17 protein-coding genes and 4 pseudogenes are annotated in these 21,488 nt (G+C 73.1%); 4 read left to right on the top strand and 17 right to left on the bottom strand.

All coding sequences use genetic code 11. The annotated features are described in order from the left end of the window. Positions 1-37: 37 nt before the first annotated feature. The 3 genes from ABEB13_RS27590 to ABEB13_RS27580 all read right to left on the bottom strand — a co-directional run bounded on the left by ABEB13_RS27590 (position 38) and on the right by ABEB13_RS27580 (position 2,847). The gene (locus tag ABEB13_RS27590) at positions 38-1,096 is read right to left on the bottom strand and encodes an ABC transporter substrate-binding protein (protein ID WP_345707607.1); all 1,059 of its coding nucleotides are present in this window, start codon (positions 1,094-1,096) and stop codon (positions 38-40) included. Positions 1,097-1,175: 79 nt separating this feature from the next. Then, positions 1,176-2,033, bottom strand: coding sequence for an ABC transporter permease (locus tag ABEB13_RS27585; protein WP_345707606.1), 858 nt, complete (start codon positions 2,031-2,033; stop codon positions 1,176-1,178). Further along, positions 2,023-2,847 carry an ABC transporter ATP-binding protein gene (locus ABEB13_RS27580; RefSeq protein ID WP_345707605.1) on the bottom strand — a complete coding sequence of 275 codons (825 nt, stop codon included), beginning with the start codon at positions 2,845-2,847 and terminating at the stop codon, positions 2,023-2,025. Before ABEB13_RS27580 ends, ABEB13_RS27585 begins: the two co-directional genes overlap by 11 nt. A 237-nt stretch (positions 2,848-3,084) precedes the next feature. On the opposite strand from ABEB13_RS27580, the pseudogene ABEB13_RS27575 reads away from it, so the two are divergent. The 3 genes and pseudogenes from ABEB13_RS27575 (at position 3,085) to ABEB13_RS27565 (ending at position 5,940) form a co-directional block, all read left to right on the top strand. Next, a pseudogene (locus tag ABEB13_RS27575) lies at positions 3,085-4,664 on the top strand (sensor histidine kinase). Next, positions 4,661-5,346, top strand: a pseudogene (locus tag ABEB13_RS27570) (response regulator). The pseudogenes ABEB13_RS27575 and ABEB13_RS27570 overlap by 4 nt, the downstream one beginning before the upstream one ends. A gap of 276 nt (positions 5,347-5,622) precedes the next feature. Continuing rightward, positions 5,623-5,940 (top strand): hypothetical protein, encoded by a 318-nt coding sequence (locus ABEB13_RS27565; protein WP_345707604.1) that lies wholly within the window; start codon positions 5,623-5,625, stop codon positions 5,938-5,940. Between the two features lie 47 nt (positions 5,941-5,987). Here the strand turns inward: ABEB13_RS27565 and ABEB13_RS27560 are convergent, their stop codons facing one another. From ABEB13_RS27560 to ABEB13_RS27535, 6 genes are all read right to left on the bottom strand, one after another. Further along, positions 5,988-7,643, bottom strand: a complete 1,656-nt coding sequence (locus tag ABEB13_RS27560; protein ID WP_345707603.1) for a solute symporter family protein — start codon at positions 7,641-7,643, stop codon at positions 5,988-5,990. Continuing rightward, the gene (locus ABEB13_RS27555) at positions 7,640-8,188 is read right to left on the bottom strand and encodes a DUF485 domain-containing protein (protein WP_345707602.1); all 549 of its coding nucleotides are present in this window, start codon (positions 8,186-8,188) and stop codon (positions 7,640-7,642) included. The genes ABEB13_RS27560 and ABEB13_RS27555 overlap by 4 nt, the downstream gene beginning before the upstream one ends. Before the next feature lie 161 nt (positions 8,189-8,349). Next, positions 8,350-9,114, bottom strand: a complete 765-nt coding sequence (locus ABEB13_RS27550) for a response regulator (RefSeq protein ID WP_345707601.1) — start codon at positions 9,112-9,114, stop codon at positions 8,350-8,352. After that, complete coding sequence (locus ABEB13_RS27545) at positions 9,084-10,241, bottom strand: sensor histidine kinase (protein ID WP_345707600.1); 1,158 nt, start codon at positions 10,239-10,241, stop codon at positions 9,084-9,086. The genes ABEB13_RS27550 and ABEB13_RS27545 overlap by 31 nt, the downstream gene beginning before the upstream one ends. Positions 10,242-10,263: 22 nt before the next feature. Next, the gene (locus tag ABEB13_RS27540; RefSeq protein WP_345707599.1) at positions 10,264-10,737 is read right to left on the bottom strand and encodes a DUF1453 domain-containing protein; all 474 of its coding nucleotides are present in this window, start codon (positions 10,735-10,737) and stop codon (positions 10,264-10,266) included. Positions 10,738-10,881: 144 nt separating this feature from the next. Further along, positions 10,882-12,990 carry a DNA gyrase/topoisomerase IV subunit B gene (locus tag ABEB13_RS27535; RefSeq protein ID WP_345707598.1) on the bottom strand — a complete coding sequence of 703 codons (2,109 nt, stop codon included), beginning with the start codon at positions 12,988-12,990 and terminating at the stop codon, positions 10,882-10,884. 494 nt (positions 12,991-13,484) lie between these two features. Between ABEB13_RS27535 and ABEB13_RS27530 the strand changes: the two genes are divergently transcribed. Next, positions 13,485-13,715 carry a DUF7455 domain-containing protein gene (locus tag ABEB13_RS27530; RefSeq protein WP_100888280.1) on the top strand — a complete coding sequence of 77 codons (231 nt, stop codon included), beginning with the start codon at positions 13,485-13,487 and terminating at the stop codon, positions 13,713-13,715. A 248-nt stretch (positions 13,716-13,963) separates the two neighbouring features. Here the strand turns inward: ABEB13_RS27530 and ABEB13_RS27525 are convergent, their stop codons facing one another. The 8 genes and pseudogenes from ABEB13_RS27525 to ABEB13_RS27495 all read right to left on the bottom strand — a co-directional run bounded on the left by ABEB13_RS27525 (position 13,964) and on the right by ABEB13_RS27495 (position 21,441). Continuing rightward, on the bottom strand, positions 13,964-14,890 hold the full coding sequence (locus tag ABEB13_RS27525; RefSeq protein ID WP_345707597.1) for a S1 family peptidase: 927 nt from the start codon (positions 14,888-14,890) through the stop codon (positions 13,964-13,966). A gap of 179 nt (positions 14,891-15,069) precedes the next feature. After that, positions 15,070-16,697 (bottom strand): annotated as a pseudogene (locus tag ABEB13_RS27520) (RNA polymerase sigma factor). Between the two features lie 328 nt (positions 16,698-17,025). Further along, on the bottom strand, positions 17,026-17,952 hold the full coding sequence (locus ABEB13_RS27515) for a FadR/GntR family transcriptional regulator (RefSeq protein ID WP_345707596.1): 927 nt from the start codon (positions 17,950-17,952) through the stop codon (positions 17,026-17,028). A 200-nt stretch (positions 17,953-18,152) separates the two neighbouring features. Next, the gene (locus ABEB13_RS27510) at positions 18,153-18,980 is read right to left on the bottom strand and encodes a hypothetical protein (RefSeq protein ID WP_345707595.1); all 828 of its coding nucleotides are present in this window, start codon (positions 18,978-18,980) and stop codon (positions 18,153-18,155) included. Beyond that, complete coding sequence (locus ABEB13_RS27505) at positions 18,977-19,153, bottom strand: hypothetical protein (protein ID WP_345707594.1); 177 nt, start codon at positions 19,151-19,153, stop codon at positions 18,977-18,979. Before ABEB13_RS27505 ends, ABEB13_RS27510 begins: the two co-directional genes overlap by 4 nt. Before the next feature lie 800 nt (positions 19,154-19,953). Further along, positions 19,954-20,226 (bottom strand): annotated as a pseudogene (locus ABEB13_RS40770) (hypothetical protein); the annotation flags it as partial. Further along, positions 20,136-20,372, bottom strand: a complete 237-nt coding sequence (locus ABEB13_RS27500) for a hypothetical protein (RefSeq protein ID WP_345707593.1) — start codon at positions 20,370-20,372, stop codon at positions 20,136-20,138. The gene ABEB13_RS27500 and the pseudogene ABEB13_RS40770, both read right to left, overlap by 91 nt. 325 nt (positions 20,373-20,697) lie before the next feature. Next, on the bottom strand, positions 20,698-21,441 hold the full coding sequence (locus ABEB13_RS27495; protein ID WP_100892585.1) for an NUDIX hydrolase: 744 nt from the start codon (positions 21,439-21,441) through the stop codon (positions 20,698-20,700). Positions 21,442-21,488 lie beyond the last annotated feature (47 nt).

The raw sequence follows: 21,488 nt of genomic DNA, 5'->3' as shown, positions 1-21,488 counted from the left end.
CCGGGAGGCCGGGGGGCCGTCACAGGGTTTGGGAGGGTCAGCCGGCCGCCTTGGTGACGAACTCGGTGGTGTAGGTCTTCGACAGGTCGATGGTCGACTCCTTGCCCTTGACGTCCGGGTGGAAGGCGCCGAGCACCGCCAGCACCGTCTTCGGGCCGTCGGCGGGCATCACGCCGTCGGTGGTGAACATCGGCAGGGTGGCCTTGATCGCCGCCGCGTACTGCTCGGCACCGCCCTGCGCGTAGTCGGCGGGCATCTTCGCCGCGATCTCCTCCGGCGTGTGGCTGCCCATCCACTTGAGCGTCTTCACGAAGGCGTTGGCGAGCTTCTGGACGGTGTCCTTGTTGCCGTTCACCCAGGCGGTGTTCATGTAGAGCGAGGACGAGGGGTAGAGGCCGCCGAGCGCGGCCTTGGAACCCTCCGGGGTCCGCATGTCGTACAGCACCGAGCCGATGTTCTTGGCGACGATGTTCGCCACCGTCGGGTCGGTGGTCATGCCGGCGTCGATCGAGCCCTGCTGCATGGCGGCGATGAAGGTCTGGCCGGCGCCGACCGCGATCGGGCTGAACTCGCTGACGTTCACGCCGTTCTTGACGGCCAGGTACTTGGTGAGGAAGTCGGTGGAGGAGCCGATGCTGGTGACGCCCAGCTTGCGGCCCTTGAAGTCGGCGCCGCCCTTGATCGCGGCGGCCTGCTTGGCGGAGACCACCTCGACCTCGCCGGGGGCCTGCGAGAACTGGACCACCGACTCGACGCTCTTGCCCTTGGCCTGGAGGTCGATGGTGTGGTCGTAGAAGCCGACCGCGCCCTGGACGTCGCCGGCGAGCAGTGCGGTGGTGGCGTTGACGCCGGCCGGCTCGCTCAGCAGCTCGACGTTGACCCCGGCCTCGGCGAAGAAGCCGAGCCGCTGGGTGAGCATGGCCGGCATGTAGATGACCTTGTCCAGGCCGCCGACCATGATCTTCACTTTGGGGCCGGAGACGGTCGGGCCCGCCGGGGCCGCGCCGGTGTGCGAGGTGGAGGCGGCGTCGTTGGCACAGGCGGCCAGCGGCAGGAGCAGCACGGCGGCGATGGCGGCTGCGGCGGTTCTGCGCATGGTGGGGGAACCTCTCTGGGGCGAGCGGGAGTGGGGGTGGAGTGCGCGGTGGGGCGTGCGGGGGTCGCGACGGGGGAGGTCAGCGGCCGTCGCCGGTGTCGGCCGGCTTCCAGCGGAAGAGCCGCTTCTCGGCGAAGGTGAGCAGGCCCTCGGTGAGCAGGGCGACCACGGCGAGGATGGTCATCGCGGCGTACACACCGGCCGCGTTGAAGGTGCCCTGGGCGGCGGCGACCATCAGGCCGAGGCCCTTGGTGGCGCCGATGTACTCGCCGACGATGGCGCCGATGAGCGCGAAGCCGAAGCTGACGTGCAGGCTGGTGAAGATCCACGTGGTGGCGGCGGGGATGACCACCTGCAGGGTGACCCGGCGGTTGTCGGCGCCCAGGATCCGGGCGTTGGCGACCAGGTTGCGGTCGACCTCGCGGGCACCCTGGAAGGCGTTGAAGAACACCGGGAAGAACACCAGCACCACGGCCGAGGCGATCTTGGAGGCCGGCCCGAGCCCGAACCAGATCAGGAAGATCGGCGCCAGCACGATGCGCGGAACGGCATTGAGGATCTTGATGTACGGGCCGAACACGTCGGCCAGGAAGCGGATCCGGCCGAGCGCGATGCCCAGCAGCACACCGCCCGTCACGCCGATCACCCAGCCGGTGAGCGCCTCGTACAGGGTGTAGCCGACCTGCTCGCCGAGCGAGCCCTGCGCGGTGCCGTGGGCGATCCACTGCCAGATCTGCGCCCAGATCTTCGACGGCTGGGAGAAGTTGAACGGGTCGATCACCCCGGTGCGGGCGCACACCTCCCACAGGCCCAGGAACGCGGCCAGCACCCCGGCGCGGGCGCCGTACACACCGAACCTCCGGTTGCGGGCCGCTCGTTCGCGGACCTCGGTGCGGGTGGTGACGGGGGCGGTGGCGACGGCGGTCTCAAGCGGCACGACCCGCTCCTCTCTCACGGGTGATGCGGACCTCTTCGCCGAGCGAGGCCCAGATCTCGCGGTACAGCTCGACGAAGCGCGGCTCCAGGCGGACGGCCTCCACGGTGCGCGGGCGCGGCAGGTCGACGGTGAAGACCTCCTTGACGGTGGCCGGTCCGGCGGTCATCACCACGACCCGGTCGGCCAGCGCGATGGCCTCGTCCAGGTCGTGGGTGACGAACACGACCGAGGAACCCGTCCCGGCCCACAGCTCCAGCAGCTGGTCAGACATCAGCGCCCGGGTCTGCACGTCGAGGGCCGAGAACGGCTCGTCCATCAGCAGGATCTTCGGGTCGTTGACGAAGGTCTGGGCCAGCGCGACGCGCTTGCGCATACCGCCGGACAGCTGGTGCGGGTAGCGGTCCTCGAAGGCGGACAGGCCCACCCGGGCCAGCCAGTCGCGGGCCTTCTCACGGGCCTGGTCGGTCGGTACGCCGCGGAAGCGCGGGCCGGCCATCACGTTCGACAGCACGGTGCGCCACGGGAAGACGGCGTCCTGCTGGAAGACGAAGCCGACGTGCTCGTTGATGCCCTCGACGTTCTCGCCGTGCACCCGCACCTCGCCCTCGGTGGGCTCCTCCAGGCCGCTGACCAGTGTCAGCGTGGTCGACTTGCCGCAGCCGGTCGGCCCGACCACGGCGACGAACTCGCCGGGGGCGACGGTCAGGTCGAGGTCCCGGACGGCGGTGTGCAGGGTGCCGGAGGGCGTCCGGAAGCGTTTGGTCGCTCCGGTCAACTCGATCGCCGGGACGGCGCCGGCCTTGTGCGGGCTCACGTGAACCACCTACCTCCTCGGCCGGCGGCGGTGCCGGCGCGGTGCTGTGGTCCGGGACGCTACGAGGGGCCGCGGCAGCCGCGGGAGCCTTGCGGGCGTAACGCGGCTTTGCCGCGTAGAGGGGTTTTCTGCTCCTTTTGCTTCCGCTACAACAGCCGGGGGCGGGCTGACAGAAACACGCAGGAAACATAGGGTGACCCTCCACCCCCGACGCCCTGAGCAGGAAGGAGATCCGCCATGAGGCGACCTCGCTGGCCGCGCCGGGTCTTCGCGCAGCTGCTGCTCAGCCAGACCGTGGTGACGATCGGCGTCACCGCCGTGACCGCCGGGCTGTTCCTCGCCCCGGTCAGCCGCGAACTGGACCGCGACGCGATGCAGCGCGCGCTGTCCATCGCCCAGGCCACCGCGAGCGACGACGGCATCGCCCGGGCCGCCGCCGCCCGCGACTCGCGGACCGTCCAGCACAACGCCGAACAGATCCGGCGCGCCACCCACGCCGAGTTCGTGGTGATCACCGACACCGACGGCATCCGGCTCTCCCACACCGATCCCAGCCGGATCGGCCTGCGGGTCTCCACCGACCCCGGGCCGGCCCTGCACGGCGAGAGCGTCACCGCGATCCAGGACGGCACCCTCGGGCGCACCGCACGCGGCAAGGTGCCGCTGAGGCTCGCCGACGGCCGGATCGTCGGCGAGGTGTCGGTCGGCCTCAGCGACGACTCCATCCGCCGCCGCCTGCTCTCCATGGCCGGGGGATCCTGCTCTGCGCGGGCGCCGGACTGGCCGCCGGGCTCGCCGCCACCCTGCTGCTGGCCCGTCGGCTCAAGCGCCGCACCCACAACATCGCGGTCGCCGACATCTCCGCGCTCCTGGTGGAACGGGAGGCGATGCTGCACAGCATCCGCGAGGGCATGGTCGCCCTGGACGCCGCCGGGAGGATCAGGCTCGCCAACGACGAGGCGCTGCGGCTGCTCGCCCTGCCGGAGGAGTGCACGGGGCGGACGGTCGACGACGTCCTGCCGCCCGGCCGGCTGGCCGACGTGCTGACCGGCCGGATCGCCGGCCCGGACCTGCCGGCCGTCCGCGACGACCGCGTCCTGATGGTCAACCGGATGACCACCGCCGACGGGGGCGCCGTCACCACCCTGCGCGACCGCACCGAACTGGAGTCCCTCGTCCGCGAGCTCGACAACACCCGCAGCCTCACCGAGGCGCTGCGCGCCCAGGACCACGAGCACGCCAACCGGATGCACACCCTGCTCGGCCTGCTCGAACTCGGCCGGCACGACCAGGCGGCCGCCTTCATCTCCGAGCAGTCCGGTTCGCACGCCGCGGTCGCCGCCCGGATCGGCGAGCAGGTCCAGGACCCGCACGTGGCCGCCCTGCTGGCGGGCAAGGCCGCGGTCGCCGCCGAGCGCGGCATCCGACTGGCCGTCACCGGCGACAGCCACCTGCCGGACGCCGCCGTGGACGCCCGCGCGCTGGTCACCGTGGTCGGCAACCTGGTCGACAACGCCCTGGACGCGCTGGCCGGCGGCACCGTCGAAGTCCGGCTGCGCCCGGTCGGGACGACCCTGCTGGTGGAGGTCGCGGACAGCGGCCCCGGCGTGCCGACGGAGCTGCGCGAACTGATCTTCGAGGAGGGCTGGACCAGCAAGACGGCACCGGCCCACCGGCCGCGCGGGCTGGGTCTGGCGATGGTCCGTCGACTGGTCGAACGCTCCGGCGGCCGGCTCGCGGTCGGCGACGGCCCGCTCGGCGGCGCCCGCTTCACCGTGGAACTGCCCGAGGCCCTGCTCATTCTGGAGAACGCATGATCGACGTCCTCGTGGTCGACGACGACTTCCGGGTCGCCGACGTGCACGCCGCCTACGTGGCGAAGATCCCCGGCTTCCGCGTCACCGGCACCGCGCACAGCGCCGGTGAGGCCCTCGCGCTGCTGGAACGCGCCCCGGTGGACCTCGTGCTGCTCGACCACCACCTGCCGGACGAGAGCGGGCTCGCCCTCGTCCGACGGCTGCGCGATGCCGGGATCGCCTGCGACGTGATGATGGTCACCGCCGCCCGCGACGTCTCCACCGTCCACGCGGCCATGCAGCACGGCGCCCTGCAGTACCTGGTGAAGCCCTTCAGCTTCGGCGGGCTGCGCGCCAAGCTCACCGCCTACGCCGAGCTGCGCCACGCCCTGGCCGGACCGGCCGCCCGCGAGGCCTGCCAGGACGAGGTGGACCGGATGTTCGCCACCCTGCGCACCGCGTCCTCCCCGACCGCCACCCTGCCCAAGGGCACAGCGCACCCACCACCGACCTGGTGCTGGGCGCGCTGCGCCGGGCCGGGCGGGCGCTCTCCGCCCAGGAGGTCGCGGAGGAGACCGGCCTGTCGCGCTCGACCGCACAGCGCTACCTCAAGCAGCTGGCCCGGGACAGCCGGCTGCGGCTCTCCCTGCGGTACGGCGACACCGGCCGCCCCGAACACCGGTACGTGCTCGCCGCGCGCTGAGCGGCGAGCGCCGCGGCCCGCCGCGACACGTGGAGCTCCCCGGCACCACTCTCCCCGATCCACGCCCCGTCGCGTCGATCGTCCTTGGCCTGCCGGATGTCTGAGGTTCCGTCACCTGTCGGGCACACACGGTGGCCATTCTGTCACGGACATGACATAGTCGGCGATGCACGCCAACCGAGGCTCTGATTCAAAGGAGAACAGTGCCATGCTTTTCCGTATCGCAGGCCTGACGGCCGCAGCAGTAACGACCATCGCCCTGACCGGGGGACGGCGGTGGCCGCGCCCCGCCAGGCCTGCCCCGCCTCGATCAGCCGCCCGTGCGTCTGGCAACAGCCCGGCGGCGAGGGGATCGTCGGCGGCGCCCGGATCGACGCGGCCGACCGGGCCCAGCCCGTCCTGCTGCGGGTGGAGGTCCGGATCCAGAAGGCCTGGGGCAGTCCCTGGCAGACCGTGGCCAGCTCGACCCTCGTCACCAGCGGCACGGCCACCGTCACCACCCCGGCGGTGCGGACCGACTACCGCACCATGGTCTGCGCCACCGGCGGCCCGGCCGACCACCCGGAGCTGCACGCCACCAGCTGCACGTTCTGACGGCGGCTCACCGGATCCGGCGCGTGCACGGGCTTGTCCGGCAAGCCCTACACGGCGCCGGCGCCGGTGAGCGAGCGGACCTCCAGCTCGGCGTAGCGGTCCGGATCGGCCGGCTCCCGGGAGGTCACCGTGCCCACCCAGCCCGCGAGGAAGCCCAGCGGGATCGAGACCAGGCCCGGGTTCTCCAGCGGGAACCAGTGGAAGTCCACGCCCGGCAGCAGCGCCGCGGGCGACCCGGACACCACGGGCGAGAACACCACCAGCAGCACCGCGGGCACCAGGCCGCCGTACACCGCCCAGACCGCACCGCGGGTGGTGAAACGGCGCCAGAACAGGCTGTACAGCAGGGTCGGCAGGTTGGCCGAGGCGGCCACCGCGAAGGCCAGACCCACCAGGAAGGCCACGTTCAACCGCTGGGCGAACAGGCTCAGCACGATCGCCAGCGCACCGATCACCACCGCGGACAGCCGCGCGGCCACCACCTCCTCTCGCTCGTCCACCTGCCGCTCGTCGCTGCGGCGCCAGGCCCGGGCGTAGAGGTCGTGGGCGAATGCGGCCGAGGAGGCCAGGGTGAGCCCGGCCACCACCGCGAGGATGGTGGCGAAGGCGATCGCGGAGATCAGCGCGAACAGCACCACCCCGCGGGTCGAGCCCTCGCCGCCGCCCAGCACCAGGGCCAGCAGCGGCGCCGCGGTGTTGCCCGCGGGGTTGGCCGCCTTCACTGCGGGCGCGCCGACCAGGGCCCCGGCGCCGAGCCCGAGCACCACCGCCATCAGGTAGAAGCCGCCGACCAGCCCGATCGCCCAGATCGTGGAGCGCCGGGCGGCCCGCGCCGTCGGCACGGTGTAGAAGCGGGAGAGGATGTGCGGCAGCCCCGCGGTGCCCAGCACCAGTGCCAGGCCGAGGCTGACGAAGTCCAGTCGGCTGGTCGGGCCGGTGCCGTACTTCAGGCCGGGCTCCAGGTAGGCCTGCCCGGCCCCGCTGCGGTCGGCGGCGGCGGTCATCAGGGCGCCGACGTCCCCGTGGAACCGGGCCAGCACGAGCACCGTGAGCAGCACCGAACCGGCCATCAGCAGCACGGCCTTGACGATCTGGATCCAGGTGGTGGCGCGCATCCCGCCGACCGTCACGTAGACGATCATCAGGGCGCCGACCCCGACGATCGTCCACCCCTTGGCCTGGCCGCTGCCCGTGCCGAGCAGGAGGGCGACCAGGCTGCCGGCGCCGACCATCTGCGCGATCAGGTAGAGCAGCGAGACCACCATGCCGGCGGTGCCCGCGGCGGCCCGCACCGGGCGCTGGCGCATCCGCAGGGCCAGCACGTCGGCCAGGGTGTAGCGGCCGGCGTTGCGGACCAGCTCGGCGACCAGCATCAGCACGACCAGCCAGGCGACCAGGAAGCCGATGCTGTAGAGCATCCCGTCGTAGCCGTAGATCGCGATCAGGCCGGTGACCCCGAGGAAGGAGGCCGCGGAGAGGTAGTCGCCGGAGAGGGCCAGGCCGTTCTGCAGCGGGCTGAAGCCCCGGCCGCCGGCGTAGAAGTCCTCGGCGCCGTGGCCGCGGCGGCCGACCCACAGGGTGATCGTCAGGGTGACCAGGACGACGACCGCGAACAGGACGACGGCCAGCCCGTGGTGCGCGCCCGAGGGGGCAGCCGCGGCGAGCCGGGCGGGGGCGGGCGCGAACGCGCCGGGCCCCGTCACCGGAGCTGGTCCTGGGTGTCCCAGCGCAGTTCGAGGGCGGCTCGGTCGCGGCGGGTGCGGGCGTTGCGGGCGTACAGCCAGGTGAGCAGGAAGGTGGAGGCGAACTGACCGAGCCCCAGGATCCAGGCCACGTTCAGCGGGCCGACCGTGCGACGGGCCATCAGCCCCGGTGCGGCGGCCTGCGCGACCAGGTACAGCAGGTACCAGCCGAGGAAGGCGCCGGTGGCCGGCAGGACGAAGCCGCGGTACCCGCGGCGGATCTCCTGGAAGGCCTCGCTCTGCTGCACGGCGCGGTACACCGCGGCCGCGTCGGCCTCGACCGCCGTGGCGGCGGTGGCGGCGGTGGCGGCGGCCGCGGTGTCGGCCGGGGCTGCCCCGGCTGCCGGCACCGGCCGGGGCCGGACGACGGCCGGTGCCGGCGCCGCCTGCCCGGCGGCAGCGGCGGACCGTGCCGCCCGGGAGGGTGCGGGCACCCGCGCCGCACGGACGGCGGCGCGGCCCGACACCCGGCCGGCCCACCAGTCGAACCTCTCCTGCTGCACCACGGATGCTCCTGACGGGGACGCGCCGCGACAGGGCAGGCGTCGGAAGGGGCGCGGAGGAGAACGCTCCGGTCGCGCGCTGACCCGACCAGGATGGGACCGCAATCGGCACATGCGCCAATCGGTGCAGGAACGTTCACCCAAACTGATGAGCGGCCGTCAGCTCACGAACGACGTGAGATTCCCTGCCGAAAGGCGTAAGCCACCGCCTGCGCGCGGTCCCGGACGGCGGTCTTGGCGAAGAGGTTGTTGATGTGCGTCTTCACCGTGGACGGGCTGACGAAGAGCGCCTCGGCGATCTCCGCGTTGGAGAGCCCCTCGGCGATCAGCGCCAGCACCTCGGCCTCGCGCACGGTCAGCCCGTCCGGCAGCTCGGCCGGACGGACCGGCGACCCGGGCGACCCGGCCGACCCGGCTGATCCGGCGGACCCGGGAGTTCCCGCCGGGCCCGGCTGCGCCGCCGGCGCGGGCCCCGACAGCCTTTCCAGCAGCCGTCGCTGCACCTGCGGGGAGAGCCCGGCCGCGCCGGACCGCACGTCCGCGACGGCCCGGGCGATCTCCTCCGCCCCCGCGTCCTTGGTCAGATAGCCCCGCGCCCCGGCCTGCAGCGCCGGGAAGAGCGACTCGTCGTCGGCGTAGGTGGTGAGCACCACCACCTCCGTCCCCGCATGGTCCGCCCGGATCCGGCGGGTGGCCTCGACTCCGTCGCAGCGCGGCATCCGAAGGTCCATCAGCACCACGTCGGGGGCGAGTTCGGCGACCAGCCGGACGGCCTCCTCGCCGTCGGACGCCGCGCCGACCACCTCGATCCCGGGCAGCAGCCCCAGCAGCATCACGATCCCCTCGCGCACCACCGTCTGGTCGTCCGCGACCACCACCCGCGTGGTGGGGCCCCCGCTCACGTCGGCACCCGCAACAGCACCCGCCATCCTCCGTCCTCCGGTCCGGCCGCGAGCTCGCCGCCGAGCAGCTCGGCGCGCTCCCGCATCCCCAGCAGACCGTACCCGGCGCCGCTGTCGGCCAGCGGGTTGGACGCCGGCCCCGCCCCGGGGGTGTTGCGCACCTCCAGCTCCACCGCCCCGGCCAGATAGGCCAGTCGGACGGTGACCGCGGCGCCCGGCGCGTGCTTGCGGGCGTTGGTGACCGCCTCCAGGGCGACCCGGCGGACCGCCAGGGCCGGCTCGGCGGGCACCGGCCGCGGACTGCCCTCGACGACCAGCCGCGCCGCCTCACGGCCCGTCAGTTCCACCAGGAAGTCGCCGACCGGGGTCAGCTCGCCCCGCAGTGCGGACAGCGCCTGCCGGGTCTCCGCCAGCCCCTCCTGGGCCATCCGCCGGGCCGCCACCACCCGCTCGCGGACCCGGTCCCGCTCGGCTCCGCCGTCCAGCATCAGCCGGGCCGCCTCCAGGTGGACGAGCTGCGCGGAGAGGCTGTGCGCCAGCACGTCGTGGATCTCCCGGGCGATCCGGGCCCGCTCGGCGAGGGCCGCGCTCCGCGCCTCGGCCGTCCGGGCGGCCCGTTCCTGTTCCAGCAGCCGCCGCTGGGCGGCGCGGGCCTCGGCGTCCAGCCGCAGCAGAGAGCCGAGCAGCACCATCCCGCCCGCGGTCGCCAGCCCGGCCGTGGTCGACACACCGTCCAGGGCAACGTACGAGGCCAGGGCGGCCGCGGCGACCGGCAGCCCGCCGAGGAGCGGCAGCCGGACGAGGGCCGCCACGGCGAGGACGCACCAGACCGTGCCGGCCAGGGTGGAGGCGTCCACGGCGCTCGCCCCGACGGCCACCGCCAGCAGACCGGCCGCGCAGCCCAGCGCCGCCGGGAGCCGGCGTCCGCGGACCGCCAGGAAGAAGCCCACCAGCAGCGCCGCACCGGTGAGCAGCAGGCCCGACACCAGGACGACCGCCCCGGCGGCGAGGCGGTCCGAGGCGAAGGTGCTCCAGACCACCACGGTCAGCAGGACCAGCCGGCCGCCGAGGCCGAGCAGCTTCCGGGGCCCGGTGAGCCCGTCCCGGAACAGGACGTCCCCGCTCGGCCAGCGGCTCCAGACCTCCGCGCCCACCCGGGCCTCCTCTCCGGACCGCTCAGACACCGACCGGCTCGAACCGCCGCGCCGCCCGCCGGTTCACCACCACGCCGCGTGCCAGCAGCAGCACGCCGAGCGACAGCAGCAGCGCGCTGGTGTCCTGCCGGACGTGCAGTGCCGAGCCGAGGCCCCACCAGCCGAGCCGCAGCACCAGCATGCCGCCCCAGGCCGCCGCCGTCGCGGCCGTGCCCCTGGCCCAGACCGTGCCGTCGGACTCGCGCCACAGCCGCACCGTCCATCCCCAGACGCAGCCCATCGCGAGCACCGTGGCCAGCGAGCCGGCCAGCAGCAGCGCGGCCGCCGTCGGGTGGCCCGGGTCCAGCAGCTTCGGGTCGCGCAGCGCCAGCACGCCGAGGATCAGCGGCAGCAGCCACAGGCGGCGCTCGGTGTCGACCCGGCGGGCCTTCAGCTGGCGGCTCACCACCAGCGCGACCACGGCGACGGCGACGAGGAGGTCGGCGAGTGCGGACATCACGGGCTCCCGGCAGGAGAGGGGTTGCTGACCTCTCCGACGCTACGGACCGGGCGGGCGCCGGGCCTCGGAGCCGGGGTCGAAACGACGCCGAGGGGCTCTCCACCCCAGGGTGGAGAGCCCCTCGTACCGGGCCCGTCGGCGTCAGGCGTCGATGCGCGAGCGGTCCAGCGTCGCCGCGGAATCGACGATGAACTCCTTGCGCGGGGCGACGTCGTTGCCCATCAGCAGGTCGAACGTCCGCTCGGCCGCCTCCAGGTCGGCGAGGTTGATCCGGCGCAGGATCCGGTGCCGCGGGTCCATCGTGGTCTCGGCCAGCTGGTCGGCGTCCATCTCACCGAGGCCCTTGTAGCGCTGGATCGGCTCCTTCCAGCGCAGCCCCTTGGACTGGAACGACAGGAGGGTGCGCCGCAGCTCGGCGTCCGAGTACGTGTAGTGGTACTTGCCCTGGCCGCGCTTGGGGTTGGTCAGCTCGATCCGGTGCAGCGGCGGCACCGCGGCGAACACCCGGCCCTGCTCGATCATCGGGCGCATGTAGCGCTGGAAGAGGGTCAGCAGCAGGGTGCGGATGTGCGAGCCGTCGACGTCGGCGTCGGCCATGAAGATGACCCGGCCGTATCGGGCCTGGTCGATGTCGAACGTCCGGCCGGAGCCCGCTCCTATGACCTGGATGATCGAGGCGCACTCGGCGTTCTTGAGCATGTCGGCCACCGAGGCCTTCTGCACGTTGAGGATCTTGCCGCGGATCGGCAACAGGGCCTGGAACTCCGAGTTGCGGGCCAGCTTGGCGGTGCCCAGCGCCGAGTCGCCCTCGACGATGAACAGCTCGCTGCGCTCGACGTCGTCGCTGCGGCAGTCGGCGAGCTTGGCGGGCAGCGAGGAGGTCTCCAGTGCGGTCTTCCGCCGCTGGGCCTCCTTGTGCTGGCGGGCCGCGACCCTCGTCCGGGCGGCCGCGACGACCTTCTCCATGACCGCCCGGGCCTGGATCTTCTCGTCCTTCTTCGCCGAGGTGAGGAAGGCCTTGAGCTCCTTGGCGACGACCCCGGAGACGATCCGGTTCGCGGCCGAGGTGCCCAGCACCTCCTTGGTCTGGCCCTCGAACTGAGGCTCGGCGAGCCGGACGGTGACCACCGCGGTGAGGCCCTCCAGGGCGTCGTCCTTGGTGATGTCGTCCTCGGCGACGCGCAGCAGCTTGGCCCCGCGCAGCGCCTCGTTCACGGTCTTGGCGAGCGAGCGCTCGAAACCGGTGACGTGGGTGCCGCCCTTGGGGGTGGCGATGATGTTCACGAAGGAGCGCATCGTGGTGTCGTAGCCGGCGCCCCAGCGCAGCGCGATGTCCACGTCGAGGTGCCGGGTGACCTCGGTCGGGGTCATGTGCCCGAGATCGTCCAGGACGGGCACGGTCTCCTTGAAGGTGCCCTCGCCGTTCAGTCGGACGACGTCGCAGATCGGCTTGTCCGGGGCGAGGAACTCGCAGAACTCGGCGATGCCGCCGTCGAAGCGGAAGGTCGTCTCGTCGACCTTCTCACTCTCCGTCAGGCGCTCGTCACGGACGATGATGGTCAGGCCGGGGACGAGGAACGCCGTCTGCCGGGCCCGCGCGTGCAGGCTCTCCAGGGACAGCCGGGCGTCCTTGAGGAAGATCTGCCGGTCGGCCCAGTAGCGGATCCGGGTGCCGGTGCGGCCGCGCGGCGCCTTGCCCTTCTTCGTCAGGCCGCTCCCCGCCTCGAAGGGCGCGTCGGGGCTCAGCTCGGTGAAGATGCCCGGGGTGCCGCGGCGGAAGCTGATCGCGTGGGTGTGGCCGCTGCGGTCGACCTCGACATCGAGCCGGGCCGACAGCGCGTTGACCACCGAGGCGCCGACGCCGTGCAGGCCGCCGGAGGCGGCGTACGAGCCGCCGCCGAACTTTCCGCCGGCGTGCAGCTTGGTCATCACGACCTCGACGCCGGACAGACCGGTCTTCGGCTCCACGTCGACCGGGATGCCACGGCCGTTGTCACGGACCTCGACCGAGCCGTCCTCGTGCAGGAGGACCTCGATCCGGTCGCAGAAGCCGCCGAGGGCCTCGTCGACCGAGTTGTCGATGATCTCCCACAGGCAGTGCATCAGGCCGCGGCTGTCCGTCGAGCCGATGTACATGCCGGGGCGCTTGCGGACCGCCTCCAGCCCCTCCAGGACCAGCAGGTGCCGAGCGGTGTAGTTGGAACCGTCGTCCTGGGCGAGCAGGGCGGACGGCACTGATTCGGCACTCATGCGGCGTTGCACTCCTCAATGAAGTTCTCTGACTGGTCTGCTCGGCCCGCCGACCCCCTCGGCGCGCTCTCACTGGGCGAGACCCCGGGTGTGGCGTCTCTCGCAGCCTGTACGCGCTGCGCGAACACGGGCTCCACCGGATGCCGGGACGGCGGGGCGCCATCTCCACCTGCCACCACGGTTCCTGGCGGACCGTGGCACCGGGCGCAGGCGGCGGAGCTGCTGCGATGCAGGCTACCGGTGCGGGGGACGGGGCTTATGCTCCAACCCAGCAGAGGATTATGCTACGCGGACCTCGGACATCGCTTCGATCGGACGTTCGAGGGAAGCCCTGCGGTATCGGAACCGGTACGCATGAACCACCGAGCCCCGGGGCACGTCCTCATCAACAACAGCAGAATCCTCCGAGAAGAAAAGCCACGAGCGGGAACGAAATCGACCTGGTTGGATGTTCACCCTGGTACGACAGCTCGTCGAGCTAGAGAAGAGGCGACGTGACTACTGTTCTGACCCCTGCGAGCCCGCTCACCGCGGCTGACCGCTGCGACCGTTGCGGCGCCCAGGCCTACCTGCGCATCGTCCTCGCCAGCGGCGGAGAGCTGCTGTTCTGCGCCCACCACGGGCGCAAGTTCGAGCCGGAGCTCAAGAAGATTGCCGTGGAGATACAGGACGAGACGGGTCGTCTCGGGACGACTCCCGCCACGGCCGACGACAACGAGCGCTGACCCGGGCGCTCCGGCAACGAGCCGACTCGGCACGGGCCGAGGGCCGGGTGGCAGGTCCAGTGACCTGCCACCCGGCCCTTTTGCCGTCCTCCGAGCGACCGCTCCGTTCCCCTGTCACCGTCCGCGAGCCGGTCGATACGCTCTGACACCGCATCGGCCACCGGGAAGCGTCGTGCGTGGGTCTGCCATGACTCCGGGTCACCTGACCCGCACACAGTGCAGCGGGTGCGCCCGTCGCACGGTGACGGTCAGAGTGCGGAGCGTACGTCGTCGGCGACCGAGGCCACCCGGGTGTAGACCCCGGGATGGTCGGCCTCCGCGCAGCCGGTGCCCCAGGAGACCAGCCCGGCCAGCCGGCCGCCGACCAGCAGCGGCCCCCCGCTGTCCCCCTGGCAGGCGTCCCGGCCGCCCTGCTCCGAGCCCGCACACACCATGAAGCGCGCGTCGAACGGCGACTCCCCGCCGCTCGGATAGGCCCGCGAACAGGTCTCGTCCGCGACGATCGGGACGGTCACCCGGTGCAGGGTCGAGGCGTACGCACCGTTGCCGGTGGTGTCGCCCCAGCCGTAGACCTGCGCCGCCGTCCCGGCCGCGTACGGCTCGCTCTCACCCTGGCCGACCATGCCCAGGACCGGCCGGCCCGGCTGCGGCTCGGCGAGCGTGAGCACCGCCACGTCCCGCAGGTTGTGCGTGAAGTCGTAACCCGGATCCACCCAGACGCTGCGGACGGTGATCTCCTTGCCGTCCCTCGTCCGCAGGTCGTCCCGGCCGATCACCGCCTCCAGGCCCGGACGGTCGATGCGGTGGCCCGTCCGCTCGTCGTAGAAGCAGTGCGCCGCGGTCACCACCTTGGTCGCCGTCACCAGCACCCCGCCGCAGAACTGGCCGGAGCGGGCGCTGCCGAACTGCTGCCGGCTCGCCAGGGCCACCATCCAGGGATGCTCGGAGGTCGAGGTCGCCTCGCCACCGACGATCCGGCGCTGCGCCGAGGCGGAGCCGGCCCCCAGGAGGATCAGCGGGCCGGGCAGCGCGGCCAGCAGGGCCAGCGCCAGGGCGCGGCGCCGGCGGCGGGGCCCCGGGGCCGGTCGGCCGGGGCGGCCGCCACGGCGCGCATCGGGTCGGATCCGGGAAGCAGGGGCGTCCAGCAGGGGCAGCACCAGGTCTCCAAGCGTCATTCGACAGCAGACGACCGCCACAGCGTAGTCGAGCCGTCACTTGACGTGGCGACAGCCGGCAGGCCGCCACCCGGACGGGCGACGCACGGCTCCCCGGATGACGCCGAGGGGCCCCGAGCCGGTCACGGCTCGGGGCCCCTCGTGCGAAGGCTGCTCGGATCCCTGCGGATCCGGCCCGGTCAGTCCAGGTAGTCGCGCAGCACCTGGGAACGCGACGGGTGCCGCAGCTTGGACATGGTCTTCGACTCGATCTGGCGGATGCGCTCACGCGTCACGCCGTAGACCTTGCCGATCTCGTCCAGCGTCTTCGGCTGACCGTCCGTCAGACCGAAGCGCATCGAGACCACGCCCGCCTCCCGCTCGGACAGCGTGTCGAGGACGGAGTGCAGCTGCTCCTGGAGCAGGGTGAAGGAGACCGCGTCGGCCGGGACGACCGCCTCGGAGTCCTCGATCAGGTCACCGAACTCGCTGTCGCCGTCCTCGCCGAGCGGGGTGTGCAGCGAGATGGGCTCGCGACCGTACTTCTGGACCTCGATGACCTTCTCGGGGGTCATGTCGAGTTCCTTGGCCAGCTCCTCCGGGGTGGGCTCGCGGCCCAGGTCCTGGAGCATCTGGCGCTGGACGCGGGCCAGCTTGTTGATGACCTCGACCATGTGCACCGGGATGCGGATCGTGCGGGCCTGGTCGGCCATGGCGCGGGTGATCGCCTGCCGGATCCACCAGGTCGCGTAGGTCGAGAACTTGTAGCCCTTGGTGTAGTCGAACTTCTCGACCGCACGGATCAGACCGAGGTTGCCCTCCTGGATGAGGTCCAGGAAGAGCATGCCGCGGCCGGTGTAGCGCTTGGCCAGCGAGACCACCAGGCGGAGGTTGGCCTCCAGCAGGTGGTTCTTGGCGCGGCGGCCGTCCTCGGCGATGATCTCCAGCTCGCGCTTGAGCTTGGGGGCGAGCTTGTCGGCGGCCGAGAGCTTGTCCTCGGCGAACAGGCCGGCCTCGATCCGCTTGGCGAGCTCGACCTCCTGCTCGGCGTTGAGGAGCGGGACCTTGCCGATCTGCTTCAGGTAGTCCTTGACCGGGTCGGCGGTGGCGCCGGCGACGGCGACCTGCTGGGCAGGGGCGTCGTCCTCGTCGTCGTCGGAGAGGACGAAGCCCTGGTCCGACTCCTCCTCCGGGGTGTCACCCTCGGCGGCGGGCTTGTCGGCGGGCAGCGCCGCGTCCTCGAGCAGCTCGTCCTCGCCGGAGAGCTCCTCGTCGCCCTTGCCGGCCTTGCCGGCGGTCTTCTTGGCGGCGGTCTTCTTCGCGGGGGCGGCGGCCTTCTTGGCCACCGCCTTCCTGGCGGGGGCGGCGGCCTTCTTGGCCACGGCGGCCTTGGCCTCGGTGACCTCGACCACCGCGGTCTCGACCACGGAGATCTCGGTGGTCACCGCGGCGGCGACCACGGCCGGAGCCGGGGCGGGGGCACCCGGTGCGATGCGCACCGGCGGCTTGGTGGGGGCGGACGGGGTCCGAGTGGTGACCGTCTTCGTCGCGGTGCGCTTGGTCGTGCTCTTCGCCGCGACGCTCTTGCGCTTGGAGCCGGCCGGTTCAGCCGCGCTGACCATGAGCTCCACTCCTTCCTCAATCAACACCTGGTTGAGGCTGCGCATGACGTTCTTCCACTTGGTGACCGGGATCTGGTCCGCCTCGAACGCCTGACGCACGTCGTCACCGGCGATCTGCCCCTGGGCCTTGCCCCGCTCGATGAGCGCGAGCAGTGCTGCGGACTCGGCGATCTCGGGGGGAGCGAACGGGATGTGCTGGCCGACACGAACAACCTCTCGGACGATGAGTGGACTCGAACCCGGACCCGGCCGCCCGAAAAATCGGAGAGGATACGATCACGCACTCTGCGGTGCGGGACCGGCTCCGACCGGCTCGGGTCGATGGACGAGGACTGGGTTTGCAGGACGGCAGCAGCGCCGCAGACCAACACAGCATTCTGACATGGTGGCGGTATTCCGGAGCTGCTTCCGCTCCGTACACATCGCTGCCGCCCCTCAAGTGTTACGCATCCCCGTCGTGTCGCGGGTCACACCGCCGTCCGGCGTCGTCCAGCCGGACGGCGGCGCCCGTTCCGTCCCCCGGCCGAACGGGTCTCAGTGCTCCCGCGGCGCGGGAACGGCGTGCTCGATGTCGGGGTGCACCGTGAGCAGGGCGCGGATGGCCGCCTCGGCCGCGGTGCCGTCCCCCGTGCCGAGGGCGTCGACCAGCCGGACGTGCAGGCCGACCGCGGACTCCGACGTCCGCTCGCAGGTGCCGGAGGGGCCCCCGGAGACGTGCAGCGCGCACGAGACGATGCCCGAGAGGTGCTCCAGCATCCGGTTGCCGGCCATCTGCAGCACCAGCCCGTGCAGCTCGGCGTCGGCCCGGGTGTAGGCCAGCAGGTCGCCCTGGGCCGACGTGTGGGCCATGATCTCGACCAGCTCGACCAGCCGGTGCTGCACGTCCTCGCGGCCGTGGCCGGCGGCCAGCCGGGCCGCCAGCGGCTCGATCGCCCAGCGCAGCTCGAACAGCTCGCGGCGCTGCTCGTCGCGCTGCGGCCCGAAGGCCCGCCACTCGATGATGTCCGGGTCGAGGAGGTTCCAGTCGGCCACCGGCCGGACCCGGGTGCCGACGTTCGGACGGGCGCTGACCAGGCCCTTGGCCTCCAGCACCCGGAGCGACTCGCGGACGACCGTGCGGGAGACCTCGAACCGCTGGCCGATCTCCTCCGGGACGAGCGGGCGGTCGGCGCCCAGGTCGCCGGAGACGATCATCTGGCCGAGCTGCTGGACCAGCTGGCCGTGCAGGCCGCGGCCGCGGCTGCTGGTGGTCTTGCGACCGACCCGGCCCAGCTCGGACTCGGCGCCCTCCCAGCGGGGAGCGGGCGGCATGGGCCGTTCGGCATACGGGAAGCGGTCGAGGTCGGCGGCGGCCATCGGATCGGCCGAACGGGCAGCGGTCATGGCGGGGTGCGCAAGGGTAGTCACACGTCCTTTGTCGGCGATCGGCCGAGTCGCCTTGAGGATTCTCGTGAAAAGCACACGAAAGGGTGATCGTCCACGGCCGGAGCATTGACCTCTTATCAGGCAGAACCACCGCAATTCGACATGGACTTGATCACCTTACGCGATCGGACGACGACGCTGCGACAGGGTCGGCGTGCGGGGCGGGTGCGGCCGGCGTGCCGGGCGGGCCACGGGAGGGAAATGGGGAGGGGAGCGGAGTCGGGCTCGGGGCGGGGTCAGAGGGCGCGTCGCCGCAGCTGGAGGGCCAGGCAGACGGTTGCCAGTACGGCGACCGGGAGCAACGGCAGTGCCAGCAGGACGCCGTCCGGGACCGCCCGCGCGAACCCCTCCACCGGCACCCGGCCGAGGGCATTGCGCAGCGGCAGCAGCTCCCCCGCGCCGAACGGCCAGCCCCGGCCGACCCGGCGCAGCACCAGACCGGCGGACGCCTCCAGCGCCACTGCGAGGGCGAGGAACAGCGCCAACCCGGCACCGGCCCGCCGGACCACGGCCGCGGCCAGCACCCCCGTCCAGCCCGCGGCCAGCACGAGGAGCGCGAAGGCCGCGAACGGCTGCCACAGCGCGGTCGCCCCGGGGTGCCGGAGGACGGCCGCGGCTTCCGTCCGCAGGCCGGCCGCGGGCAGCGCGAACGCCTCCAGCGCGGTGCCCAGCAGCAGCGTCACGGCGGCGAGGGCCGCCGACACCACCGCGCTCACCAGCAGCTTCGCCCCGATGAGGCCGGCCCGGCGGCCGAAAGCGACCCGGGACGCCACCAGCCCCGGATGCCGCGCGTCATGGGCGTACGCGAGCACGCCCAGCACGCCGGCCGCGAGGGCCGCGACCGGCAGCGGCAGCCAGGGCACCACCCCGGTCGCGGCCCGCACGGCGGACGCGATCGCCGACGTCCGGTCCGGCCCGCCCCGGGGGCCGCCCGCACCGGTGCCGGCGAGTGCTCGCGCGAGCACCACGGCGAGGTCCGCGACCGGGACCGCCGCGAGGATCAGCCAGCTGGAACGCAGGCCGCGCAGCCTGCGCAGCTCGTACGAGAGGGCATGCACGGTCACTGGCTCCGGTGGGAGTGGGGCCGCCCCGCGACGGGCGGGAACGCCTCGGTCGGGCGGGTGTCGGCCAGGAGGGCATCGGGGAAGAGGTCGTCGGGGAAGGCGGGGTCGGACGGCAGGCTGTCGGAGGGCTGCGGGTCGGTCGGGTGCGGGCCGGCCGGGCGCCTGCCTTCCACGTGCAGATCCTTCGCCGGGCGCGGAGTTGCTGCGGAGCGTGCGGCGCCGGGCGGCGGGGGCGACGAAGGTTCCGGGGGTCGCGGCGCGGAGAGCAGTGACGGGACGGTGGGGAGAGCGCCCCGGTGGCGCGGACCCCGCGGCGCAGCCGGCCCCCGTCAGGCCCCGAACGCGGTGCCGGCGGCGCGGGAGGCAGCCCCTCGGCCCCCGGACACCGGGCCTCGGTGTCGGCGCCGACTTCGGCGGCCTCCTGATGCACCGGCAGCGACAGTCGCTCCGGCGGCGGATCGGTGGCCTTCGTCAGGCGTACCTGCCCGGATCGTCCGGACCCGGCCGGAAGGACGGGGCGCGGCGCGGGCCGTTCCACCACCCGGTCCGCGAGTTCGTGGAGCAGGATGCCGTGACGGTAGGCCAGCTCGCCGATCTCGGTACGGCCGATGCCGCTGACCGCGAGGGCCGTGCCGCCGTCCGCCCGGACCACGGCCCCGTGGGAGCGCAGAACGTCGCCCAACCGGACCATCTGCGGCCCACGGACGGCCACCTCCGGCGACAGCCGGCTGCGGCGGAAGTCCTCGGCGCTCTGGTCCGCGACCGAGCGGCCCGCGTCCAGCGTGACCACCCGGTCGCCCAGCACCGCGGCCTCCTGCGGGTAGCGCGTGGAGACGACGACGTTGCCGCCCGCGACCGCGAAGGAGCGAAGAAACGCCTGGAACCACTCGCTGCCGCGCACGGGAAGGCCCTCGGTCGGCGCGTCCAGCAGCAGCACCGCGGGGCGGCCCAGCAGCGCGGCGGCGAGGGCGAGCCGACGGTGCATGCCCGGGGAGAAGGTCCGCAGGCGGTGTCCCGCGACGCCGGCGAGCCTGGTCTGCTCCAGCAGTTCGTCGGCGCGCTCCAGCGGCACCCCGATGGAGGCGGCCAGCATCCGCAGATGGTCGGCGGCCCGTCGACCCGGGTGGCCGACCGCCGACCGGCCCATCGGGAGCATCACCCCGACCTGGCGCTCCGGGTGACGCAGGCGCCGGTACGTCCGGCCGTCGAACAGGGTGGCGCCCCGCCCGCGGTCCAGCTCCACCATGAGGCGCAGCGCGGTGCTCTTGCCCGCGCCCCCTCGCCGAGCAGAACGGTGACGGTACCGGGGCGGGCGTCGAAGCTCAGGTCCAGCAGGGCCGGAGGCCGACCGCGCCGGTAGACCTTGGTCAGTCCGGTGACCTGGATCATCACTGCCTGCTCCCATCCCTCGGCCGGACCGGGTCGCGAGGCACGGTGGTGTCCGGGCGTGCCCGCGCCAGCACCCTAGGGCGCGGCAGCGGAGATTCCGGGCATGACGGATGGCCGGACCGAGGCGCGCCCGCCGAGCTCACCCGATCAGGGGACCGAGGACCACGGTCAGCGCCCCAAAGGCCGCCCCCGCGCCCCGTCGCACGCCCCCAACGGCGCGCCCCCATCGCAACCCCGGCCCTCGTCCGCTGTGCCCGGCCCCCGACCGTCAGGCAGGCGGAGGGGCGGGACGTCAGGGCGTCAGGAGTCAGGCTTCAGGCTTCAGGCTTCAGGCTTCAGGGCGGAGCATCGGGGGGTTGAGCACGGTGGCTCCGCCGGCCGTGAACAGCTGTGCCGGCCGACCGCCCTGACGGGTCGTCGTGCCGCCGGAAGGCAGCAGGAAGCCCGGCGTGCCGGTGACCTTCCGGTGGAAGTTGCGCGGGTCCAGGACCACGCCCCAGACCGCCTCGTACACCCGGCGCAGCTCACCGACGGTGAACTCCGGCGGGCAGAAGGCGGTGGCCAGCGACGAGTACTCGATCTTCGAACGGGCACGCTCGACCCCGTCGGCCAGGATCCGGCCGTGGTCGAAGGCGAGCGGGACCCCGTCGGCCGGGGCGTCGCCCAGCAGGTCGCCGACCGGGGCCCAGCGGGCGCTGCTGGCGTCGCCGCCGGGGCGCGGCGTCGGCAGGTCCGGCGCCAGTACGAGGTGCGCGACGCTGACCACGCGCATGCGCGGATCGCGCTGCGGGTGGCCGTAGGTGGCCAACTGCTCCAGGTGCACGCCGGTGTCGGCGTGACCCGGCGCCGAGTGGGCTCGCAGGCCGGTCTCCTCGGCGAGTTCGCGCGAGGCCGCCTCCGCGAGGCCCTCGTCGGGCCGCACGAAACCGCCGGGCAGCGCCCAGTACCCCTGGAAGGGCGGCTCGCCGCGTCTGACCAGCAGCGCGCAGAGTGCGTGATCCCGCACGGTCAGCACCACCAGGTCGACGGTGACGGCGAACGGAGGGAAGGCCGACGGGTCATAGCGCGACATGGCGACGATCATAGTCGTCTCTCTGACGATAATCACAGACTCCGACA

This window comes from Kitasatospora paranensis (genome assembly GCF_039544005.1).
Classification (GTDB): Bacteria; Actinomycetota; Actinomycetes; order Streptomycetales; family Streptomycetaceae; genus Kitasatospora; species Kitasatospora paranensis.
Note: the sequence above shows the minus strand (reverse complement) of the source record. Positions and strands in the feature narration are given on the sequence as shown.

Excerpts from the sequence above, each read along its gene's own strand:
- ABEB13_RS27590 (WP_345707607.1), bottom strand. The coding sequence starts at position 1,096 with ATGCGCAGAACCGCCGCAGCCGCCATCGCCGCCGTGCTGCTCCTGCCG.
- ABEB13_RS27550 (WP_345707601.1), bottom strand. The coding sequence starts at position 9,114 with ATGGCGGGTGCTGTTGCGGGTGCCGACGTGAGCGGGGGCCCCACCACG.
- ABEB13_RS27540 (WP_345707599.1), bottom strand. The coding sequence starts at position 10,737 with ATGTCCGCACTCGCCGACCTCCTCGTCGCCGTCGCCGTGGTCGCGCTG.
- ABEB13_RS27535 (WP_345707598.1), bottom strand. The coding sequence starts at position 12,990 with ATGAGTGCCGAATCAGTGCCGTCCGCCCTGCTCGCCCAGGACGACGGT.
- ABEB13_RS27525 (WP_345707597.1), bottom strand. The coding sequence starts at position 14,890 with ATGACGCTTGGAGACCTGGTGCTGCCCCTGCTGGACGCCCCTGCTTCC.
- ABEB13_RS27495 (WP_100892585.1), bottom strand. The coding sequence starts at position 21,441 with ATGTCGCGCTATGACCCGTCGGCCTTCCCTCCGTTCGCCGTCACCGTC.